Raw genomic sequence first — 17440 nt, forward strand, 5'->3', positions numbered from 1 at the left:
TTGACCTTTAACTTCTTTAAGACCGTTGAAAGGAGCGCGCTCACCTAGAGCTTCCTCGATACGGATTAGTTGGTTGTACTTAGCAACACGGTCAGAACGGCTCATAGAACCAGTTTTGATTTGACCTGCAGCTGTACCTACCGCTAGGTCAGCGATAGTTGCATCTTCAGTTTCGCCAGAACGGTGAGAGATTACTGCTGTGTAACCTGCGTCTTTAGCCATCTTGATTGCAGCTAGAGTCTCAGTTAGAGAACCGATTTGGTTGAACTTGATAAGGATAGAGTTAGCTACGCCTTTCTCGATACCTTCAGCAAGGATCTTAGTGTTAGTAACGAATAGGTCGTCACCTACTAGTTGAAGCTTGTCACCTAGTAGTTCAGTTTGGTGCTTGAAGCCAGCCCAATCAGACTCGTCTAGACCGTCTTCGATAGAAACGATTGGGAATTGGTTAGCTAGCTCAGCTAGGTAGTGGTTGAACTCTTCAGAAGTGAAAGTTTTACCTTCGCCTTTCATGTTGTAGATGCCAGCTTCTTTGTCGAAGAACTCAGATGCAGCACAGTCCATAGCTAGAGTAACGTCTTTACCTAGTTCGTAACCAGCAGCTGCAACAGCTTCTGCGATAACTTCTAGAGCTTCAGCGTTAGACTTAAGGTTAGGAGCGAAACCACCTTCGTCACCAACTGCAGTGCTGTAGCCTTTAGACTTAAGAACTTTAGCTAGGTTGTGGAATACTTCTGCACCGATACGTAGACCTTCTTTAAGAGTCTTAGCACCAACTGGTTGGATCATGAACTCTTGGATGTCAACGTTGTTGTCTGCGTGCTCACCACCGTTGATGATGTTCATCATTGGTAGAGGCATAGAGAACTGACCAGCTGTACCGTTTAGCTCAGCGATGTGCTCGTATAGAGGCATGCCTTTAGCCGCTGCAGCAGCTTTAGCGTTTGCTAGAGAAACAGCTAGGATAGCGTTCGCACCGAACTTAGATTTGTTTTCAGTGCCGTCTAGTTCGATCATTACTGCGTCGATTGCAGCTTGGTCTTTAGCGTCTTTGCCAACTAGAGCTTCAGCGATTGCGCCGTTTACAGCTTCAACAGCTTTAAGAACACCTTTACCTAGGAAACGTGCTTTGTCACCGTCACGTAGCTCAAGAGCTTCGCGAGAACCAGTAGATGCGCCAGATGGAGCTGCCGCCATACCTACGAAACCGCCTTCTAGGTGTACTTCAGCTTCTACAGTTGGGTTACCACGTGAGTCGATGATTTCACGACCTAGAACTTTAACGATCTTAGACATTAATGTTTCCTCTCGTTCAAATATAAATGTCAATTTTAAAGGGCAGCAGCACAACCTTCGCCGCCGCCCGTATCCTTTTACTTCTCGAATTCGCCGCGAGCGTTTTGACCAGCAGCTTTAACGAAACCTGCGAATAGTGGGTGACCATCGCGAGGAGTCGAGGTGAATTCTGGGTGGAATTGAGCCGCTACAAACCATGGGTGAGCTGGGTTCTCAATCATTTCCACTAGTTTCTTGTCCGCTGATAGACCAGATACTTTCAGACCTGCTTTTTCGATTTGCGGACGAAGAACGTTGTTTACTTCGTAACGGTGACGGTGACGTTCGTGAACTGTCGCGCTACCGTATAGTTCACGAGCTTTCGTCCCTTTCTCTAGGTGACATAGCTGTGAACCAAGACGCATCGTACCACCTAGGTCAGACGTTTCAGTACGTTCTTCAACTTTACCTTCGCCGTCTACCCATTCAGTGATCAAACCTACCACAGGGTACTTAGTGTCTTTGTTAAATTCTGTTGAATGTGCACCTTCCATACCCGCTACGTTGCGCGCGTATTCGATCAGTGCTACTTGCATGCCTAGACAGATACCTAGGTAAGGTACTTTGTTTTCACGAGCGTATTGTGCTGCGCGAATCTTACCTTCGATACCACGGTCACCGAAGCCACCAGGTACTAGGATTGCATCTAGACCTTCAAGTACTTCTACGCCTTTCGTCTCAACATCTTGAGAGTCTACGTATTTAATTGTGACGTTTAGACGGTTTTTCAAGCCTGCGTGTTTAAGTGCTTCGTTTACTGACTTGTAAGCATCTGGTAGTTCGATGTATTTACCGACCATACCGATAGTTACTTCGCCAGTTGGGTTCGCTTCTTCATAGATAACCTGTTCCCATTCAGACAGGTCAGCTTCTGGTGCGTTGATACCAAAGCGAGCACAAACTAGGTCATCTAGACCTTGAGACTTAACAAGTTGAGGGATCTTGTAGATTGAATCTACGTCCTTCATTGAGATTACTGCTTTCTCAGGAACGTTACAGAATAGCGCAATTTTCTTACGCTCGTTCGCTGGGATCATACGATCAGAGCGGCAAACAAGAATATCTGGTTGGATACCGATAGATAGCAGCTCTTTAACAGAGTGCTGAGTTGGCTTAGTTTTCACTTCACCAGCAGCGGCTAGGTAAGGAACTAGCGTTAGGTGCATGAACATTGCGCGCTCACGACCTAGTTCTACAGCAAGCTGACGGATAGCTTCCATAAATGGTAGTGATTCGATATCACCTACCGTACCACCGACTTCAACGATAGCAACATCATGGCCTTCAGAACCTGCGATTACGCGGTCTTTGATAGCGTTAGTGATGTGAGGGATAACCTGAATGGTTGCACCTAGGTAATCGCCGCGACGTTCTTTACGTAGTACGTCTGCATAAACACGACCAGCAGTGAAGTTGTTACGCTTAGTCATCTTGGTGCGGATGAAACGCTCGTAGTGACCAAGGTCAAGGTCAGTCTCTGCGCCATCTTCCGTAACGAACACTTCACCGTGTTGAGTTGGGCTCATTGTGCCTGGATCAACGTTGATGTAAGGGTCAAGCTTCATCATAGTCACTTTAAGACCACGAGCTTCTAGAATAGCTGCAAGAGATGCTGCTGCAATACCTTTACCTAGAGAGGATACAACCCCGCCAGTAACAAAAATGTAATTTGTCGTCATGTTTAACCTGAAATTGGTTGAATGAGGGAAATGGAGTGCTTCTGGACGGGACGTAAATATACCAGAAGCTCCTAACCGCCACAACGTGAAATCTATCACACCGTAATTTTTTATTTTTTGCTTCAAATCAAAGTCGAGTATTCATGCAATTTCAGCTTCGCTCTTCTCGTTTCACTTCATCCCACATGGAATCGAGTTCATCTAGAGTAAAGTCTGTCAGCTGTTTACCGTGCGCTGCAACTTTAGTTTCCACGCCTTTAAAGCGTTTCGAGAACTTTAAGTTGGCTTTTGCCAGTGCCACTTCAGGGTCTTTCCCTAGGTGACGAGACAGGTTCACGGTAGCAAATAAAAGATCGCCTAATTCGAGTTCAACTTTCTCCTCATCCGGAGTAATTTGAAGCACTTCTTCCATTACCTCTTCAATTTCTTCCTGCACTTTTCCGACAACGGGACCAAGCGAGTCCCAATCAAAGCCGAATTTTGCGCACTTTTTCTGAATCTTTGTAGCACGCGAAAGCGCAGGTAGAGAGTTTGGTATTGAGTCTAGGATACTTTCTTCAGCTTTGCCTAATTGTGCTTTCTCTTTGGCTTTTTCCGCTTCCCAGTTGGCGTTAATCGCTTCTTCAGAATCGAATTCTACTTCTGAAAAAACATGCGGGTGACGACGCGTCAGCTTCTCGTTAACGGTTTCCACCACATCAGAAAACTCGAACAATCCCTGCTCTTTCGCCATTTGGCTGTAGAAAATCACTTGGAACAATAAGTCCCCCAACTCTTCTTGCAAGTTCGACCAATCGCGGTTTTGAATCGCATCCACCACTTCGTAGGTTTCTTCAATGGTGTGAGGAACAATGGTGTCGAAGGTCTGCTTTAAGTCCCAAGGACAACCGCTTTCTGGGTCACGCAACTTCGCCATGATTTGTTCTAACTGTTCAATTGGATGACTCATTTTCTCTGTTCCTTTAAACCTTTCTATCTAAAGAAAAAGGTGAGCAGCCAAAACCACTCACCTTTGTTATATGTTGATCAATTCTCTAAATAATTGAAGCTGTAGCTAGGCGGCAAGCGAGCGAGACTCCTGAGCATAGCCTGCCTATGTGATGGAGCGAGTGAGCGTAGGCAACAACGCTATCAGCTTCAAGTATGACGAGAATTTTAGCCTAAGCGCTTCACCGACATAACATCCTTGATCTGCTCAACACGTTTCGAAACGCGTGAGAACACCTCAAGGTTGGTCACTTCAAGGTCAAAGTCCATGATCGACATTTGCGTGCGGTAATCGACGCGACTCTTCATGCTGGTGACTTTGATTTTCTCGTTCGCAAATAGCGTTGTAATGTCTTTTAGTAGACCACCACGCTCCATCGCTTCAACACGAACCGTCAAGATGTAAGAGCCGACAAAGCCGCTCCCCCAGACGGTATCAATGATACGTTCTGGTGCGTGATGACGAAGTTCTTCTAGTTGCTCACAGTCACTACGGTGCACCGAAATACCACGACCTTGAGTGATGTAACCTGAGATCTCATCACCTGGGATCGGCTGACAACAGCGCGCTAGGTGCGTCATTAAGTTATCGACACCTTCTACCACAACCGCATCTTTCTTCGGACGGCTTTGCGCTGGCGCGCGATTTTCTGCTTCTTGCAGTTTTTCCAGCGCTTGCTGGTCTTCCTCTTCCGCGGTTGGCTTGTTCACTAACGCGTTGATGTGGTTGATGATCTGGTTAATGCGCAAGTCACCACTACCAATACCAACATACAATTCACCGGCGCTATTAACGTTAAAGCGTTTTAGTGCGTAGTGATCTGCGTCTTTCAGTGTCGCGCCGATTTTCGCCAATTCGTGCTCTAGGATTTCACGACCCGCTTCTAGGTTCTTCTCACGACTTTGTTTGCGGAACCATGCGTTGATTTTCGCACGTGCTCGGCTCGACGTCACAAAGCCCAGAGTCGGGTTCAACCAGTCACGTGAAGGGTTTGGTTCTTTCTGGGTGATGATTTCAACCTGATCACCCATTTGCAGTTTATGGGTGAACGGTACAATACGACCCGCAACTTTAGCGCCGATACAACGGTGACCCACTTCGGAGTGAATGTGGTAAGCGAAATCGAGCGGTGTTGCGCCCATTGGTAGGTCGACAACATCGCCACGTGGGGTAAAGGCATACACGCGGTCATCAAATACCTGACTACGTAGCTCGTCCAACATCTCGCCAGAGTCAGACATCTCTTCTTGCCAATCGAGTAGCTTACGTAGCCATGTGATCTTCTCATCGTAACCGCTGCGGCTGCTTGCACCTTCTTTGTATTTCCAGTGCGCAGCAACACCTAGCTCAGAATCTTCGTGCATCTCTTTAGTACGAATCTGGATCTCAATGGTCTTGCCTTCAGGACCAAGAATCACGGTATGGATAGACTGGTAGCCGTTTGGTTTCGGGTTCGCTACGTAATCGTCGAACTCGCTTGGTAGGTGTTTGTATTTGGTGTGAACCACACCTAGAGCGGCATAACAGTCTTGAAGTTTGTCAGCGATGATACGTACTGCACGTACGTCAAATAATTCATCAAACGCCAGACTCTTCTTCTGCATTTTGCGCCAGATACTGTAGATGTGCTTTGGACGACCACTGACTTCTGCGTTGATGCCGCATACGGTCATTTCTTGGGTAAGATCGTCGACAAAGTCTTTGATGTATTGTTCACGGACAATACGACGCTCAGCCAATTGCTTCGCGATTTGCTTGTAGGTTTCTGGTTGTTGGTAGCGGAAGGCGTAATCTTCGATTTCCCACTTCAACTGACCAATACCAAGGCGGTTTGCCAGAGGCGCATAGATATTTGCACACTCTTTTGCCGCAGCACGACGAACTTCGTCCGGCGCTTTTTTTACTTCAATCAGGTTGCAGATACGTTCCGCCAGCTTGATGACCACGCAGCGGAAATCATCCACCATTGCCAACAGCATGCGACGAACGTTATCTACTTGAGACGAGGCAGCACCACCATCCATTGTTACATTTAGTTGACCAATTGCCGCCATTTCGTCGACACCATCGATCAGCTTAATGATTTCTTTGCTGTATTTTTCCTCAAGGAGCTCTCTATCAAAAGCACCACTTGAGACCAAAGGGAACAGTTGCGCCGCGACAAGTGTCGCTTTGTCCATCGACAAGGTGATCAAGATTTCGATCATCTCTCGTCCACGCCACAACAAAAGCTCCGCCTGTTCGTTATCCGCCAACACAGATTGGCAGTCACGATACACTTCGGTTAAGCGTTTCGCTGTGTTCTTCTCTTGACCTAGGCTAGCCACCCAGTTTTCAAGTTCAAACTGTTCATCTTGGTTTAAATGCGCGCTTCTTACCGCAACCATCTCATCATCCTAATTATTATATTTGTGTGGTTTGACTAACACCATCCAGGTTAGTTCTTTCGCCAAGCTTTAAGCGTTGGCTTATTGACCACCCACCACGTGTAAGTGATCAACAAAGTCCCAATTATCAGGACTTTTCAAACAGTGCCATCGATTCTAGATGGCTGGTATGAGGGAACATGTCCAGCATACCTAATTTGGTCAATTGGTAGCCTTGCTCCAGCAAGCTCTGGCTATCCCTTGCAAGGGTAGCAGGATTACACGAAACATAAACTACACGCTGTGCGCCAAGCGCAGAAACTTGATCGATGATCCCACTCGCGCCCGCACGTGCCGGATCAAGCAGCACTTTGTCGAATTGTTCAGCCGCCCAAACTTGCCCTTCAAAATCCTGCTCAAGGTTAGCGTGATAAAATTGCGCGTTATTGATTTGGTTCAAAGATGCATTATTTGCCGCCTTTTCCACCATTTCTGCCACGCCTTCTACGCCAACCACGTGCTTTGCACGCTTCGCGATAGGCAAACTGAAGTTACCCAAGCCACAGAACAAATCTAACACTCGCTCGTCATTTTGTGGGTCTAACCACTCTACTGCCTGAGCGACCATTTTCTGGTTTACCGCTTGGTTCACTTGAATAAAGTTATTTGGCGTAAATGGTACGGTGACATTCGCTTCTTGATAGAAAGGCACTTCACCTTCAATCAAATCAAGCTGATCGGTTTCTGGCATCAAGTAGAGCGATGCATTGTGACGCTTCGCCAATTCCACCAACGAGTTGGTTTCTTTTTCAGTCAGCTTACTTAGATGGCGCAATGTAATGCATGGACCATTATCGCCTAGCACCAACTCTACGTGACCAAGTTGCTCTGGCTTCTTAAACGCTTTTAACGTCGAGTAGATTTCTGGCAATAGCACATTCAACTCAGGTGCGAGCACTGGACAATCCGTCACTTGCGCGATTTGTTTACTCTGTTTCTTGCGGAAACCAAAGTGCAACTGACGAGTCTTTTTATCCACGAACAAGCTCACACGAGCACGGCGACGGTAGCCAAGAGACTCACCTAACACAGGCGCATCCAACTCGATATCACTGCCGGCAAATTTTCTCATCAACTGACGAAGCGTTTGCTGCTTGTGCGTCAATTGTTGGTCATAGTTCAGATGCTGCAGGTCACAGCCACCGCATTCATGGTAGTGCGGACAAAATGGCTCCACGCGAACGTCACTCGGTTTAAGGATTTTAATCAACTTACCGCGAGCGAATTTGCTCTTTTCTTCCACCAATTGGGTTACCACTTCCTCACCCGGTAGCGCACCATCAATAAACAATGGTTTCTTCTTAAGGTAAGCAATGCCTGCGCCGTGGTGATCCAAACGCTCCACTTGTACCGCTTGGTGGCGGGTATTCAGTTGCGTTTTCTTTTTAGGTTGAAAGATACGTGCCATGCTCTGTGCCTGATTTGTGTCTAATTGCTCTACTGCTTCACTATTCTTGATTGCAGCCGTTGTGTGATTCGAGTGACTTGATTATGCTTACCGTTTATCCGGTGACGTCACTTCTTTGCTCAAGGCTTTATCGTGCGCTTGAGAAATAATGCGTTATTTTCCCATATCCAGACTCCGATGTAATTAGATAACATGACCAGATATGGCTTAAGAGCACGTGTAATTACACTAACTCTCGCTCCCACTCTCATTATTGGTTTATTACTGAGCGGCTTTTTCTCATTTAACCGCTACCAAGACCTCGAGAAACAAGTTATCACCACAGGCAATAGCATTATCGAACCGCTTGCGATTGCCAGTGAAACTCACCTACTTTCCGAAAGTCGCGAAGCTGTTCGTCGCCTTATCAGTTACGCCCACCGCAAAAACTCGAAACTAGTTCGTAGTATCGCGGTGTTCGATGAAAATCATGAGCTTTTCGTCACTTCTAACTTCCACCCCAATTTTGAAGCTCTGATGTTCCCGAAGGATAAGCCTATCCCTCAATTAGGCAATTCGGAAATCTTCGATAACTCGCTTATTCTGCGCGTGCCGATTCTATCTGAAGGTCACTATCTTTCGGAGCTCTCAAATGAGAATCAGGGCACAAAAGCCATCGGCTACATCGCAGTGGAAATGGATCTTTCGTCACTTCGATTGCAGCAATACCAAGAAGTGTTCTCTGCGTTCTTGGTGTTGATCCTCGGTCTTGGTCTCGCGAGTGTGTTCGCCTCTCGTCTAATGCATGACGTAACCCAACCGATCACTCACATGAAGAACGTTGTTGACCGCATTCGTCGTGGTCACCTTGATGTGCGTATCGAAGGTAAAATGCACGGTGAGTTGGACCAGTTGAAAAACGGTATCAACGCCATGGCGGTCTCGCTGTCGGAATACCACGTTGAGATGCAGCACAGTATAGACCAAGCGACATCAGACTTGCGTGAGACTCTGGAACAGCTAGAGATTCAGAACGTGGAGCTGGACATCGCGAAGAAGCGTGCCCAAGAGGCAGCACGCGTGAAATCCGAATTCTTGGCGAACATGTCTCACGAACTCCGTACTCCGCTGAATGGTGTGATTGGCTTTACCCGTCAAATGCTGAAAACACAGCTATCGAACAGCCAAACGGATTACTTGCAGACTATTGAGAAGTCCGCCAACAACCTACTGAACATCATCAACGACATCCTCGACTTCTCGAAACTAGAAGCCGGTAAGTTGGCGCTGGAAAACATTCCATTTGAATTCCGTGAAAGCTTAGAAGAAGTAATCAACCTACAAGCCACCAGCGCGCACGAGAAAGGTTTGGAAATCACCTTGAAAGTGGATCCGAAGATCCCGCAAGGCTTGGTGGGTGACCCGCTTCGTATCCAACAAATCCTCACCAACTTAGTCGGCAACTCCATCAAGTTTACTGAGCGCGGTAATATCGACATCAGCGTTGAGATGCGCTCACAATCTGGTGATTCGGTCGAACTGCAATTCATGGTGCGCGATACTGGTATTGGTATCTCTGAGCGTCAGCAAGCTCAGTTGTTCCAAGCGTTTAGCCAAGCGGATGCAAGTATTTCACGTCGCTATGGTGGTACCGGTCTTGGTCTGGTTATCACTCAGAAACTAGTAAGCCAGATGGGCGGCGAAATCAGCCTAACCAGTCGCCTACACCAAGGTTCAACCTTCTGGTTTACGGTTCGCTTGCACTCAACTGAAATGCCAATGAGCGATCTGATTGAAGTCGAACTACTAACTGGTAAGCAATTGCTGTTGGTTGAACCAAACATGCAAGCGGCGTCAGTGACACAGCAGATCCTGAGCCAAGAAGGCATTCTGGTGACCTACCGCTCTTCGTTGCCAGAAAACGACGAGAACTACGACTACGTATTGTTGAACTTGGCTGCCAACCAAACCTACGATGATCAATCGGTAGCAACTTGGATTGAGCAAGCCAAACGCATGGCGCCGAGTGTGATCATGGGTACGCCGAGTACCGAACTGGCACTGGCAGATCAAGTGATGAACGATCATCAGATCCAATGTCTGACTAAGCCATTATCACGCCGTAAGCTTCTACAAAGCCTAATAACGGATCACGTCGAAACACCTCAAGCAGTGATTGCACCAATTGAGCCAGTGGTGAATGAACGCTTACCACTGACGGTACTTGCGGTCGACGATAACCCAGCTAACTTGAAACTGATCTCTGCGCTATTGAAAGAGCGTGTAGAAACGGTAACAGCGTGCAGCAATGGCCAGCAAGCGGTGAATCTCGCGACTGAGAAGAAATACGATCTGATCTTCATGGACATTCAAATGCCATTGATGGACGGCGTGACGGCTTGTCAGCACATTAAAGAGCTAGAGCTGAACAAAGACACCCCTGTGATTGCGGTGACCGCGCATGCCATGGCAGGCGAGCGTGACCGACTATTAGCTGCGGGGATGGATGACTACCTAACCAAACCAATCGAAGAGCATGTACTGCAACAGGTTTTGGTCCACTGGAACCCAAATACCTGTACTGAGAGTGTCGATAAAATTGCGCCATCGTATGTCGAACCAGTTGTGGAAACTGCGCCATCAGCGCCAGAAAAGCCACAGCAAGATGTCATCATCGACTGGCAAGCTGCGTTAAAACAAAGTGCCAACAAAGAAGATTTAGCCAAAGACATGCTGCGCATGCTGATTGATTTTATTCCTGAGGTGGAAGAAGTGGTCGATCAAGCATTAGAACAAGAAGACTTCTCGCGTGATGATCTTATCCATGTGGTACATAAACTTCACGGCAGCAGCTCTTACTGTGGCGTGCCGAGATTAAAGTCTCTGTGTGCAACCTTGGAACAAGCACTGCGCTCGGGCGCTGACATCGAAGACATCGAACCGGAAATGTTCGAACTGCAAGATGAAATGATTAAAGTCACCACGACGGCGAAACTCTATCTTGAACAGTAGAAAATAACGGAGTAAATCAGAGACATAAAAAAGCCAGAGCATCCACTCTGGCTTTTTCGTATTCGGTTATTAATCCGTAATCAGGCTAAGTTAGGATTCAAAAATCACCGTCGCGACCGCGTAATGACGTTCATCCGAAATCGACAGATGAACATGATTGACGCCCATCGACTCGGCGATTTGCTTCGCCACACCGGATAAGGTCAATATCGGTTTACCGAACTCATCATTCGAAACTGTAAAATCATGGAAGGTCACGCCTTTTGCGATGCCTGTACCTAGCGCTTTTGAGGCAGCCTCTTTTACTGCGAAACGCTTCGCAAGGTAGCGCCCTTTTTGCTTCAATTCAGCAAACTGTACCATTTCATCTTGCGACAAAATGCGCTTTGCGAAGGGCTCACCCGTTCGACCGAGCGCTTTTTCAATGCGCTCAATCTCTGCGATGTCAGTACCTAATCCTAAAATTGCCATGCTTAAATCTGATTATTTACGAGCCGCAACCATGATGGCTTTCATTTCTGCCACAGATTTTTCTAAACCATCGAAAACCGCACGACCAATGATCGAGTGACCGATGTTAAGCTCGTAGATTTCTGGCAGTGCCGCGATTGGTGCAACGTTGTGGTAAGTCAGACCGTGACCTGCGTTTACGATGATACCTAGGTCATCAGCGTAGCTTGCGCCTGCTGCAATCTTCTTCAGTTCATCTTGCTGATCTTCTTCTGTTGTCGCATCTGCGTAGTGACCTGTGTGAAGCTCAATGTAAGGTGCGCCACAAGCTTTTGCCGCATCGATCTGTTGACGGTCAGCATCGATGAATAGAGAGACTTTAATGCCCGCTTCAGTTAGCTTTTGCGTTGCCGCTTTCACTTTCTCAAGTTGACCGACAACATCCAGACCACCTTCTGTTGTCAACTCTTCACGTTTTTCAGGAACCAGACAAACGAACTCAGGCTTAGTTTGTAGCGCAATCTCAACCATCTCGCCCGTTACCGCCATTTCAAGGTTCATACGAGTTTGAATGGTTTCACGTAGGATACGTACGTCACGATCTAGAATGTGGCGACGGTCTTCACGTAGGTGGATGGTAATACCGTCAGCACCGGCACGCTCTGCGATCTCAGCAGCATGAACTGGATCTGGGTATTTAGTACCACGTGCATTACGTAGAGTGGCAATATGGTCGATATTAACGCCTAAGTAGATTGAGCTCATTTTCCGTTACTCCGTGCTCGATATGTCTGAATGAATAATTCGCGACTTTTTAAAGGTTTGCCGCCAAGATACGGCTTTAATGCCATACGTGTAAAGCGTTTCGCCGCTTTTAATTGCTCTTTAGTGACGAATCGCCGTTCACTAATCGCAATCAATTCATTACCTAAAAATGTCAGATTGTCGCGCCTTACTGAAGCTATGAATCCCTTTTGTTCACGATAACGGTAAGTCATCTCAGGATCGACAGGCTCCCCCGTCCCGGCACAATGCAAGAAATCGACGCCATAGCCCATTGAAGAAAGCAAGGCCAATTCAAAACGACGCAATCCCGGTTCAGGGTTATCACTCTGAGCCAATTCCGTTAGTGCATGCAGATAATCATGAAACAGGGCTGGCATCGGCACCTCCGCCATTAACACGCGCCCGACTAATTCATTTACGTACATTGCGGAGTAAAGGTTTATCCCGAACAACGGCAAACCCAAACTGATTGGCTCAGCCTGACGTAAGGTTTTCATTGAGCCTTTGCCGGACCATTTCAACAATAGTGGCGTGAAGGGCTGTAATGCCCCTTTAAGATTGGAGCGTTTGCTGCGCGCACCTTTCGCCATCAACGTGATACGACCATACTCCTCGCTGAATACATCAAGGATCAAGCTCGATTCACTGTAAGGGCGTCGGTGCAATACAAAGCAGCGTTGGAAGCCTTCTGAAGACTGGTTGCTCATTTCAATCTGTGTGCCTAAGTCGGTAATAAAAAATAAGGAGCCAAGCGGCTCCTTATTCTAATCGATATTATATTTTAGTCGATGTTGGAACGAAGTGTCTTCGTTACCAAACTTACAAGCAACCAAGCTTATAGATCGTCAATGTAACCTAGTGAGCGCAGTGCACGTTCGTCGTCTGCCCAACCAGATTTCACTTTTACCCAAGTCTCTAGGTAAACCTTACGACCGAATAGCTCTTCCATATCAAGGCGCGCTTCACGACCAATCGTTTTGATCTTCTCGCCGCCTTTACCAATCACCATTTTCTTCTGACCATTACGTTCAACAAGAATTAGGGCGTTGATATGGAAACCGTCCGTTTCTGGGTTGTAATCGAAGCGCTCAATCTCAACCGTTACCGAGTATGGCAGCTCTTCACCAGTAAAACGCATCAGTTTTTCACGCACGATTTCAGACGCCATGAAACGCTGAGAACGGTCTGTTACGTATTCTTCTGGGAAGTGGTGCGTTGCTTCTGGCAAGTGATCGCGAACGTGCTTGCGCAGTACGTCGATGTTCTTACCTTGCTTTGCAGAGATTGGCACAACGTCAACGAAATCCATCTTCTTCGACATCTCGGCCATGTGCATCATCACTTCGTTACGATCTTGCACGTTGTCTACCTTGTTCACACAAAGCACAACAGGGAAGTTCGACTTTTGAAGCTTAGTCAGCACCATCTCATCGTCTTTGGTCCAATGCGTACCGTCGACCAAGAAGAATACTAGGTTCACATCACTTAGAGATGAGTTGGCTGCACGGTTCATCAAGCGGTTAATCGCGCGCTTCTCTTCAATGTGAAGTCCCGGTGTATCTACGTAGATCGCTTGGTAATCACCATCGGTATCCACGCCCATGATGCGGTGACGCGTCGTTTGCGGTTTACGAGACGTGATCGAAATCTTCTGACCCAAGATTTTGTTCAGAAGCGTCGATTTACCTACGTTTGGACGACCAACAATCGCAATGAAGCCACAGTGTTGGTTCTCTGGTGAACTTACTTCACCATGTGATGCGAAAAACGCATCGATGTCGAATTCGTTATCAGCCATTCGTTAATTGCTCAAGTGCCGTTTCTGCAGCCGCTTGTTCTGCCTTGCGGCGGCTGGTGCCTTTACCGATTACAGGCTTATCCACACCTGCTACGTCACACTCAACCGTGAACTCTTGGTTGTGCGCTTCACCTTTAATATTAGTCACTGTGTAGACAGGCAGCGGTTTTCTTCTGCCTTGCAGGAACTCTTGTAGGCGAGTTTTTGGATCTTTTTGTGATACACCAGGCTTAATCGCCTCAAGACGCGAGTTGTACCAGCTCAGTACGATACCGCGAACTTGTTCAATATCACTATCAAGGTAAATCGCACCAATAATGGCTTCTACCGCATCGGCTAGAATAGAGTCTCGGCGGAATCCGCCACTCTTCAATTCACCTGGACCTAATTTTAAATAATCTCCTAGATCGAATTCACGACCCAGTTCCGCCAATGTGTGCCCACGAACCAAGGTCGCGCGCATACGGCTCATGTCACCTTCGTTCACTTTCGGGAAACGATGGTACAGATCATCAGCGATGACAAAACTTAAAATTGAATCGCCCAGAAACTCAAGACGTTCATTGTGCTTACTATTGGCGCTGCGGTGAGTCAGCGCCAAGTTGATAAGCCCAGCATCCTTAAATTGGTAGCCGAGCTTTCTCTCTAGTTTCTCAATTGGAGAATTCATACTCTCTCGATATGTAATGGTTAGTGAATGCCACCAACGCGGTTAAAACGCACACCAGTTGGAATCCATGAAGGTAGAACACTATCTGCGCCACGATCAAACTCGAAGCTGATCCAGATCGCAACAGCTTTACCGACTAAGTTTGCTTCTGGAACAAAGCCCCAGTAACGGCTGTCAGCACTGTTGTCACGGTTATCACCCATAACGAAGTACTGACCTTGTGGTACAACCCACTCGTTAACACCTGGACGTGGTTGGTAGTTCTGCACGCGGTCACGAGTTAATGGGTTCACCAAAATTTGGTGCTCAACTTCACCCAGTTTTTCATTCATCTGAATCAGAGGAATACCGTTTTGGATGAATTGACTTTCTTCAACATTGTTCAGCTTAACTGGCTTACAAGATGACTCACCTTTCGATTGAATACATACCTGCTTATCCGCAGAGTAACGAACGGTATCACCAGGCAAACCTACCACACGTTTAATGTAGTCAACGTTTGGCTGTGGTGGGTACTTGAATACCACGATGTCGCCACGCTCAGGCTTGCCAGTTTCCACTAGCTGCGTGCGCCATACCGGATCTTTCAATCCGTACGCGTATTTCTCCACCAAAATGAAGTCACCTACTAGTAGGGTTGGCATCATTGAGCCTGAAGGGATTTGGAACGGTTCATAGATAAAAGAACGTAATACCAATACAAATGCAATCACTGGGAAGATAGAAACGCTGTTCTCTACCCACCACGGTTGGCTTTCTACTTTTTGTAGCGTCACCGCATCCAGACCATTGGTTGTTTGCGCTTGGATCTCCGCTACTTTCGCTTGACGTTTTTTCGCAAACACCAGCTTTTCTAGTAGCCAAACTACGCCAGTTACCAAAGTCACGATAACTAGAATCAGTGAGAATGTATTCGCCATTAAATTCCCTTATCTAAAAATACGAAAGTGAAAGAGCCGAAACCCTTTCACTTATTTTACTATCTAACGTCTTATGACAGACAAGAGCACGAGATAGTTCAACTCTAGTCTTTACCAACGTGAAGAATTGCTAGGAACGCTTCTTGAGGCAGCTCTACGTTACCGATCTGCTTCATACGTTTCTTACCTTCTTTCTGTTTCTTCAGAAGTTTCTTCTTACGGCTCACGTCACCACCGTAACATTTCGCGATTACGTTCTTACGTAGCTGTTTCACTGTAGAACGTGCGATGATGTGGTTACCGATAGCCGCTTGGATCGCGATGTCGAACATCTGACGAGGAATGAACTCTTTCATTTTCTCAACAAGCTGACGACCACGAGTCTGAGACTGATCTTTATGCGTAATCAGCGCTAGCGCATCCACTTTGTCGCCGTTCAGTAGTACGTCTACACGTACCATGTTCGATGCTTCAAAGCGTTGGAAGTTGTAATCCAGAGACGCGTAGCCACGTGATGTCGACTTCAAACGGTCGAAGAAGTCCAGTACCACTTCTGCCATTGGGATGTCGTAAGTGATCGCAACTTGGTTACCGTGGTAAACCATGTCCACCTGTACGCCACGCTTCTCAACACATAGTGTGATTACGTTACCTAGGTAGTCCGCTGGTACTAGGATGTTACAGCGCGCGATAGGCTCACGGATCTCTTCGATGTCGTTAACCGCTGGCAGTTTTGCAGGGCTATCAACGTACAGAGTCTCACCGTTAGTTTGTTCTACTTCGTAAACTACCGTTGGTGCCGTTGTAATTAGGTCAAGATCGTATTCACGCTCTAGACGCTCTTGGATGATTTCCATGTGCAGCATACCAAGGAAACCACAACGGAAACCAAAGCCAAGTGCTGCTGAGTTTTCTGGTTCGTAGAATAGCGATGCATCGTTTAGGCTAAGTTTACCTAGTGCGTCACGGAAGTTTTCGTAATCATCAGAAGATACTGGGAACAGACCCGCGTATACCTGAGGTTTTACTTTCTTAAAGCCTGGAAGTGGCTTCTCGCTGCCGTTTTTCGCTAGTGTCAGCGTATCACCTACTGGTGCGCCTAGGATGTCTTTGATACCACAAACTACCCAGCCTACTTCGCCAGTACGCAGAACATCAGTGTCCACTTGCTTAGGCGTGAAGATACCTAGACGATCCACACCCCAAGTTTGACCTGTGCTCATTACTTTGATCTTGTCGTTTTTCTTCAGTGAACCGTTTTTAATTCGAACCAAAGAAACAACGCCAAGGTAGTTATCGAACCATGAGTCGATGATCAGCGCTTGAAGTGGCGCGTCTGGATCACCTTCTGGTGCTGGAATTGCTGATACGATGTTTTCTAGAACGTCGTCAACACCTAGACCTGTCTTCGCAGAACAGCGGGTTGCTTCCATTGCATCGATACCAACGATCTCTTCAATTTCTTCCGCTACACGCTCGGGATCGGCAGCTGGTAGGTCAATCTTGTTCAGGATTGGCACAACCTCTAGATCCATTTCGATTGCGGTGTAACAGTTAGCTAGGGTTTGAGCCTCTACACCCTGACCTGCGTCAACCACCAGTAGCGCGCCTTCACAAGCAGCTAGAGAACGTGATACTTCGTACGCAAAGTCAACGTGTCCCGGAGTATCGATGAAGTTCAACTGGTACGTTTCGCCGTCTTTAGCGGTGTAGTTCAGCGTCACACTCTGAGATTTGATGGTGATACCACGCTCACGTTCAAGATCCATAGAATCCAGAACCTGTGCGGCCATTTCACGATCGCTTAATCCACCACAAACTTGGATTAGACGGTCAGATAGGGTCGACTTACCATGGTCGATGTGGGCGATAATCGAAAAGTTACGAATGTGCTTCATAGATTTAGGGTGACTAACTCTTTACAAATAGGGACAGTAAGAAAGCCGTCTGTTGACGGCATTTCAATCAAGTTGGCAGATTCTACCCAAT

At 47.1% G+C, this 17440-nt stretch carries 13 protein-coding genes; 1 reads left to right on the plus strand and 12 read right to left on the minus strand.

All coding sequences use genetic code 11. From position 1 onward, the window contains the following. The 5 genes from eno to rlmD form a co-directional block, all read right to left on the minus strand. On the minus strand, positions 1-1296 hold a 1296-nt coding region (gene eno, locus VHA02S_RS20265; protein ID WP_061788476.1), incomplete at its 3' end, for a phosphopyruvate hydratase. A gap of 77 nt (positions 1297-1373) precedes the next feature. Further along, positions 1374-3014, minus strand: a complete 1641-nt coding sequence (gene pyrG, locus VHA02S_RS20270; RefSeq protein ID WP_005449808.1) for a CTP synthase — start codon at positions 3012-3014, stop codon at positions 1374-1376. A gap of 151 nt (positions 3015-3165) precedes the next feature. Continuing rightward, entirely contained in the window at positions 3166-3963 is a 798-nt protein-coding gene (mazG, locus tag VHA02S_RS20275; protein ID WP_005449806.1) for a nucleoside triphosphate pyrophosphohydrolase, read from the minus strand. 206 nt (positions 3964-4169) lie between these two features. Further along, positions 4170-6389 carry a GTP diphosphokinase gene (relA, locus tag VHA02S_RS20280; protein WP_038898659.1) on the minus strand — a complete coding sequence of 740 codons (2220 nt, stop codon included), beginning with the start codon at positions 6387-6389 and terminating at the stop codon, positions 4170-4172. 127 nt (positions 6390-6516) lie between these two features. Further along, positions 6517-7836: a 23S rRNA (uracil(1939)-C(5))-methyltransferase RlmD gene (gene rlmD, locus VHA02S_RS20285; protein ID WP_038898660.1), complete on the minus strand. Its 1320-nt coding sequence runs from the start codon at positions 7834-7836 to the stop codon at positions 6517-6519. Positions 7837-8028: 192 nt separating this feature from the next. Here rlmD and barA point away from each other — a divergent pair, with 192 nt between their 5' ends. Next, positions 8029-10827 (plus strand): two-component sensor histidine kinase BarA, encoded by a 2799-nt coding sequence (barA, locus tag VHA02S_RS20290; RefSeq protein ID WP_038898661.1) that lies wholly within the window; start codon positions 8029-8031, stop codon positions 10825-10827. Between the two features lie 90 nt (positions 10828-10917). Here barA and acpS read toward each other — a convergent pair whose 3' ends face one another. The 7 genes from acpS to lepA form a co-directional block, all read right to left on the minus strand. After that, positions 10918-11298, minus strand: a complete 381-nt coding sequence (gene acpS / locus VHA02S_RS20295) for a holo-ACP synthase (protein WP_017817665.1) — start codon at positions 11296-11298, stop codon at positions 10918-10920. Between the two features lie 12 nt (positions 11299-11310). Further along, positions 11311-12042 carry a pyridoxine 5'-phosphate synthase gene (gene pdxJ / locus VHA02S_RS20300; RefSeq protein WP_038898662.1) on the minus strand — a complete coding sequence of 244 codons (732 nt, stop codon included), beginning with the start codon at positions 12040-12042 and terminating at the stop codon, positions 11311-11313. After that, on the minus strand, positions 12039-12770 hold the full coding sequence (gene recO, locus VHA02S_RS20305; protein ID WP_005426504.1) for a DNA repair protein RecO: 732 nt from the start codon (positions 12768-12770) through the stop codon (positions 12039-12041). The genes pdxJ and recO overlap by 4 nt, the downstream gene beginning before the upstream one ends. Before the next feature lie 128 nt (positions 12771-12898). Beyond that, the gene (gene era / locus VHA02S_RS20310) at positions 12899-13861 is read right to left on the minus strand and encodes a GTPase Era (RefSeq protein ID WP_009698775.1); all 963 of its coding nucleotides are present in this window, start codon (positions 13859-13861) and stop codon (positions 12899-12901) included. Next, complete coding sequence (gene rnc / locus VHA02S_RS20315) at positions 13854-14531, minus strand: ribonuclease III (protein ID WP_005449793.1); 678 nt, start codon at positions 14529-14531, stop codon at positions 13854-13856. Before rnc ends, era begins: the two co-directional genes overlap by 8 nt. A 20-nt stretch (positions 14532-14551) precedes the next feature. Further along, positions 14552-15451, minus strand: a complete 900-nt coding sequence (gene lepB, locus VHA02S_RS20320) for a signal peptidase I (RefSeq protein ID WP_005449792.1) — start codon at positions 15449-15451, stop codon at positions 14552-14554. Between the two features lie 104 nt (positions 15452-15555). Next, a complete protein-coding gene (gene lepA / locus VHA02S_RS20325) occupies positions 15556-17349 on the minus strand; it encodes a translation elongation factor 4 (protein ID WP_005449790.1) in 1794 nt (597 codons plus the stop codon). Between the last annotated feature and the right edge of the window lie 91 nt (positions 17350-17440).

Origin of the sequence: Vibrio harveyi NBRC 15634 = ATCC 14126 = KCTC 12724 (genome assembly GCF_001591145.1) — a bacterium.
Lineage (GTDB): Bacteria > Pseudomonadota > Gammaproteobacteria > Enterobacterales > Vibrionaceae > Vibrio > Vibrio harveyi.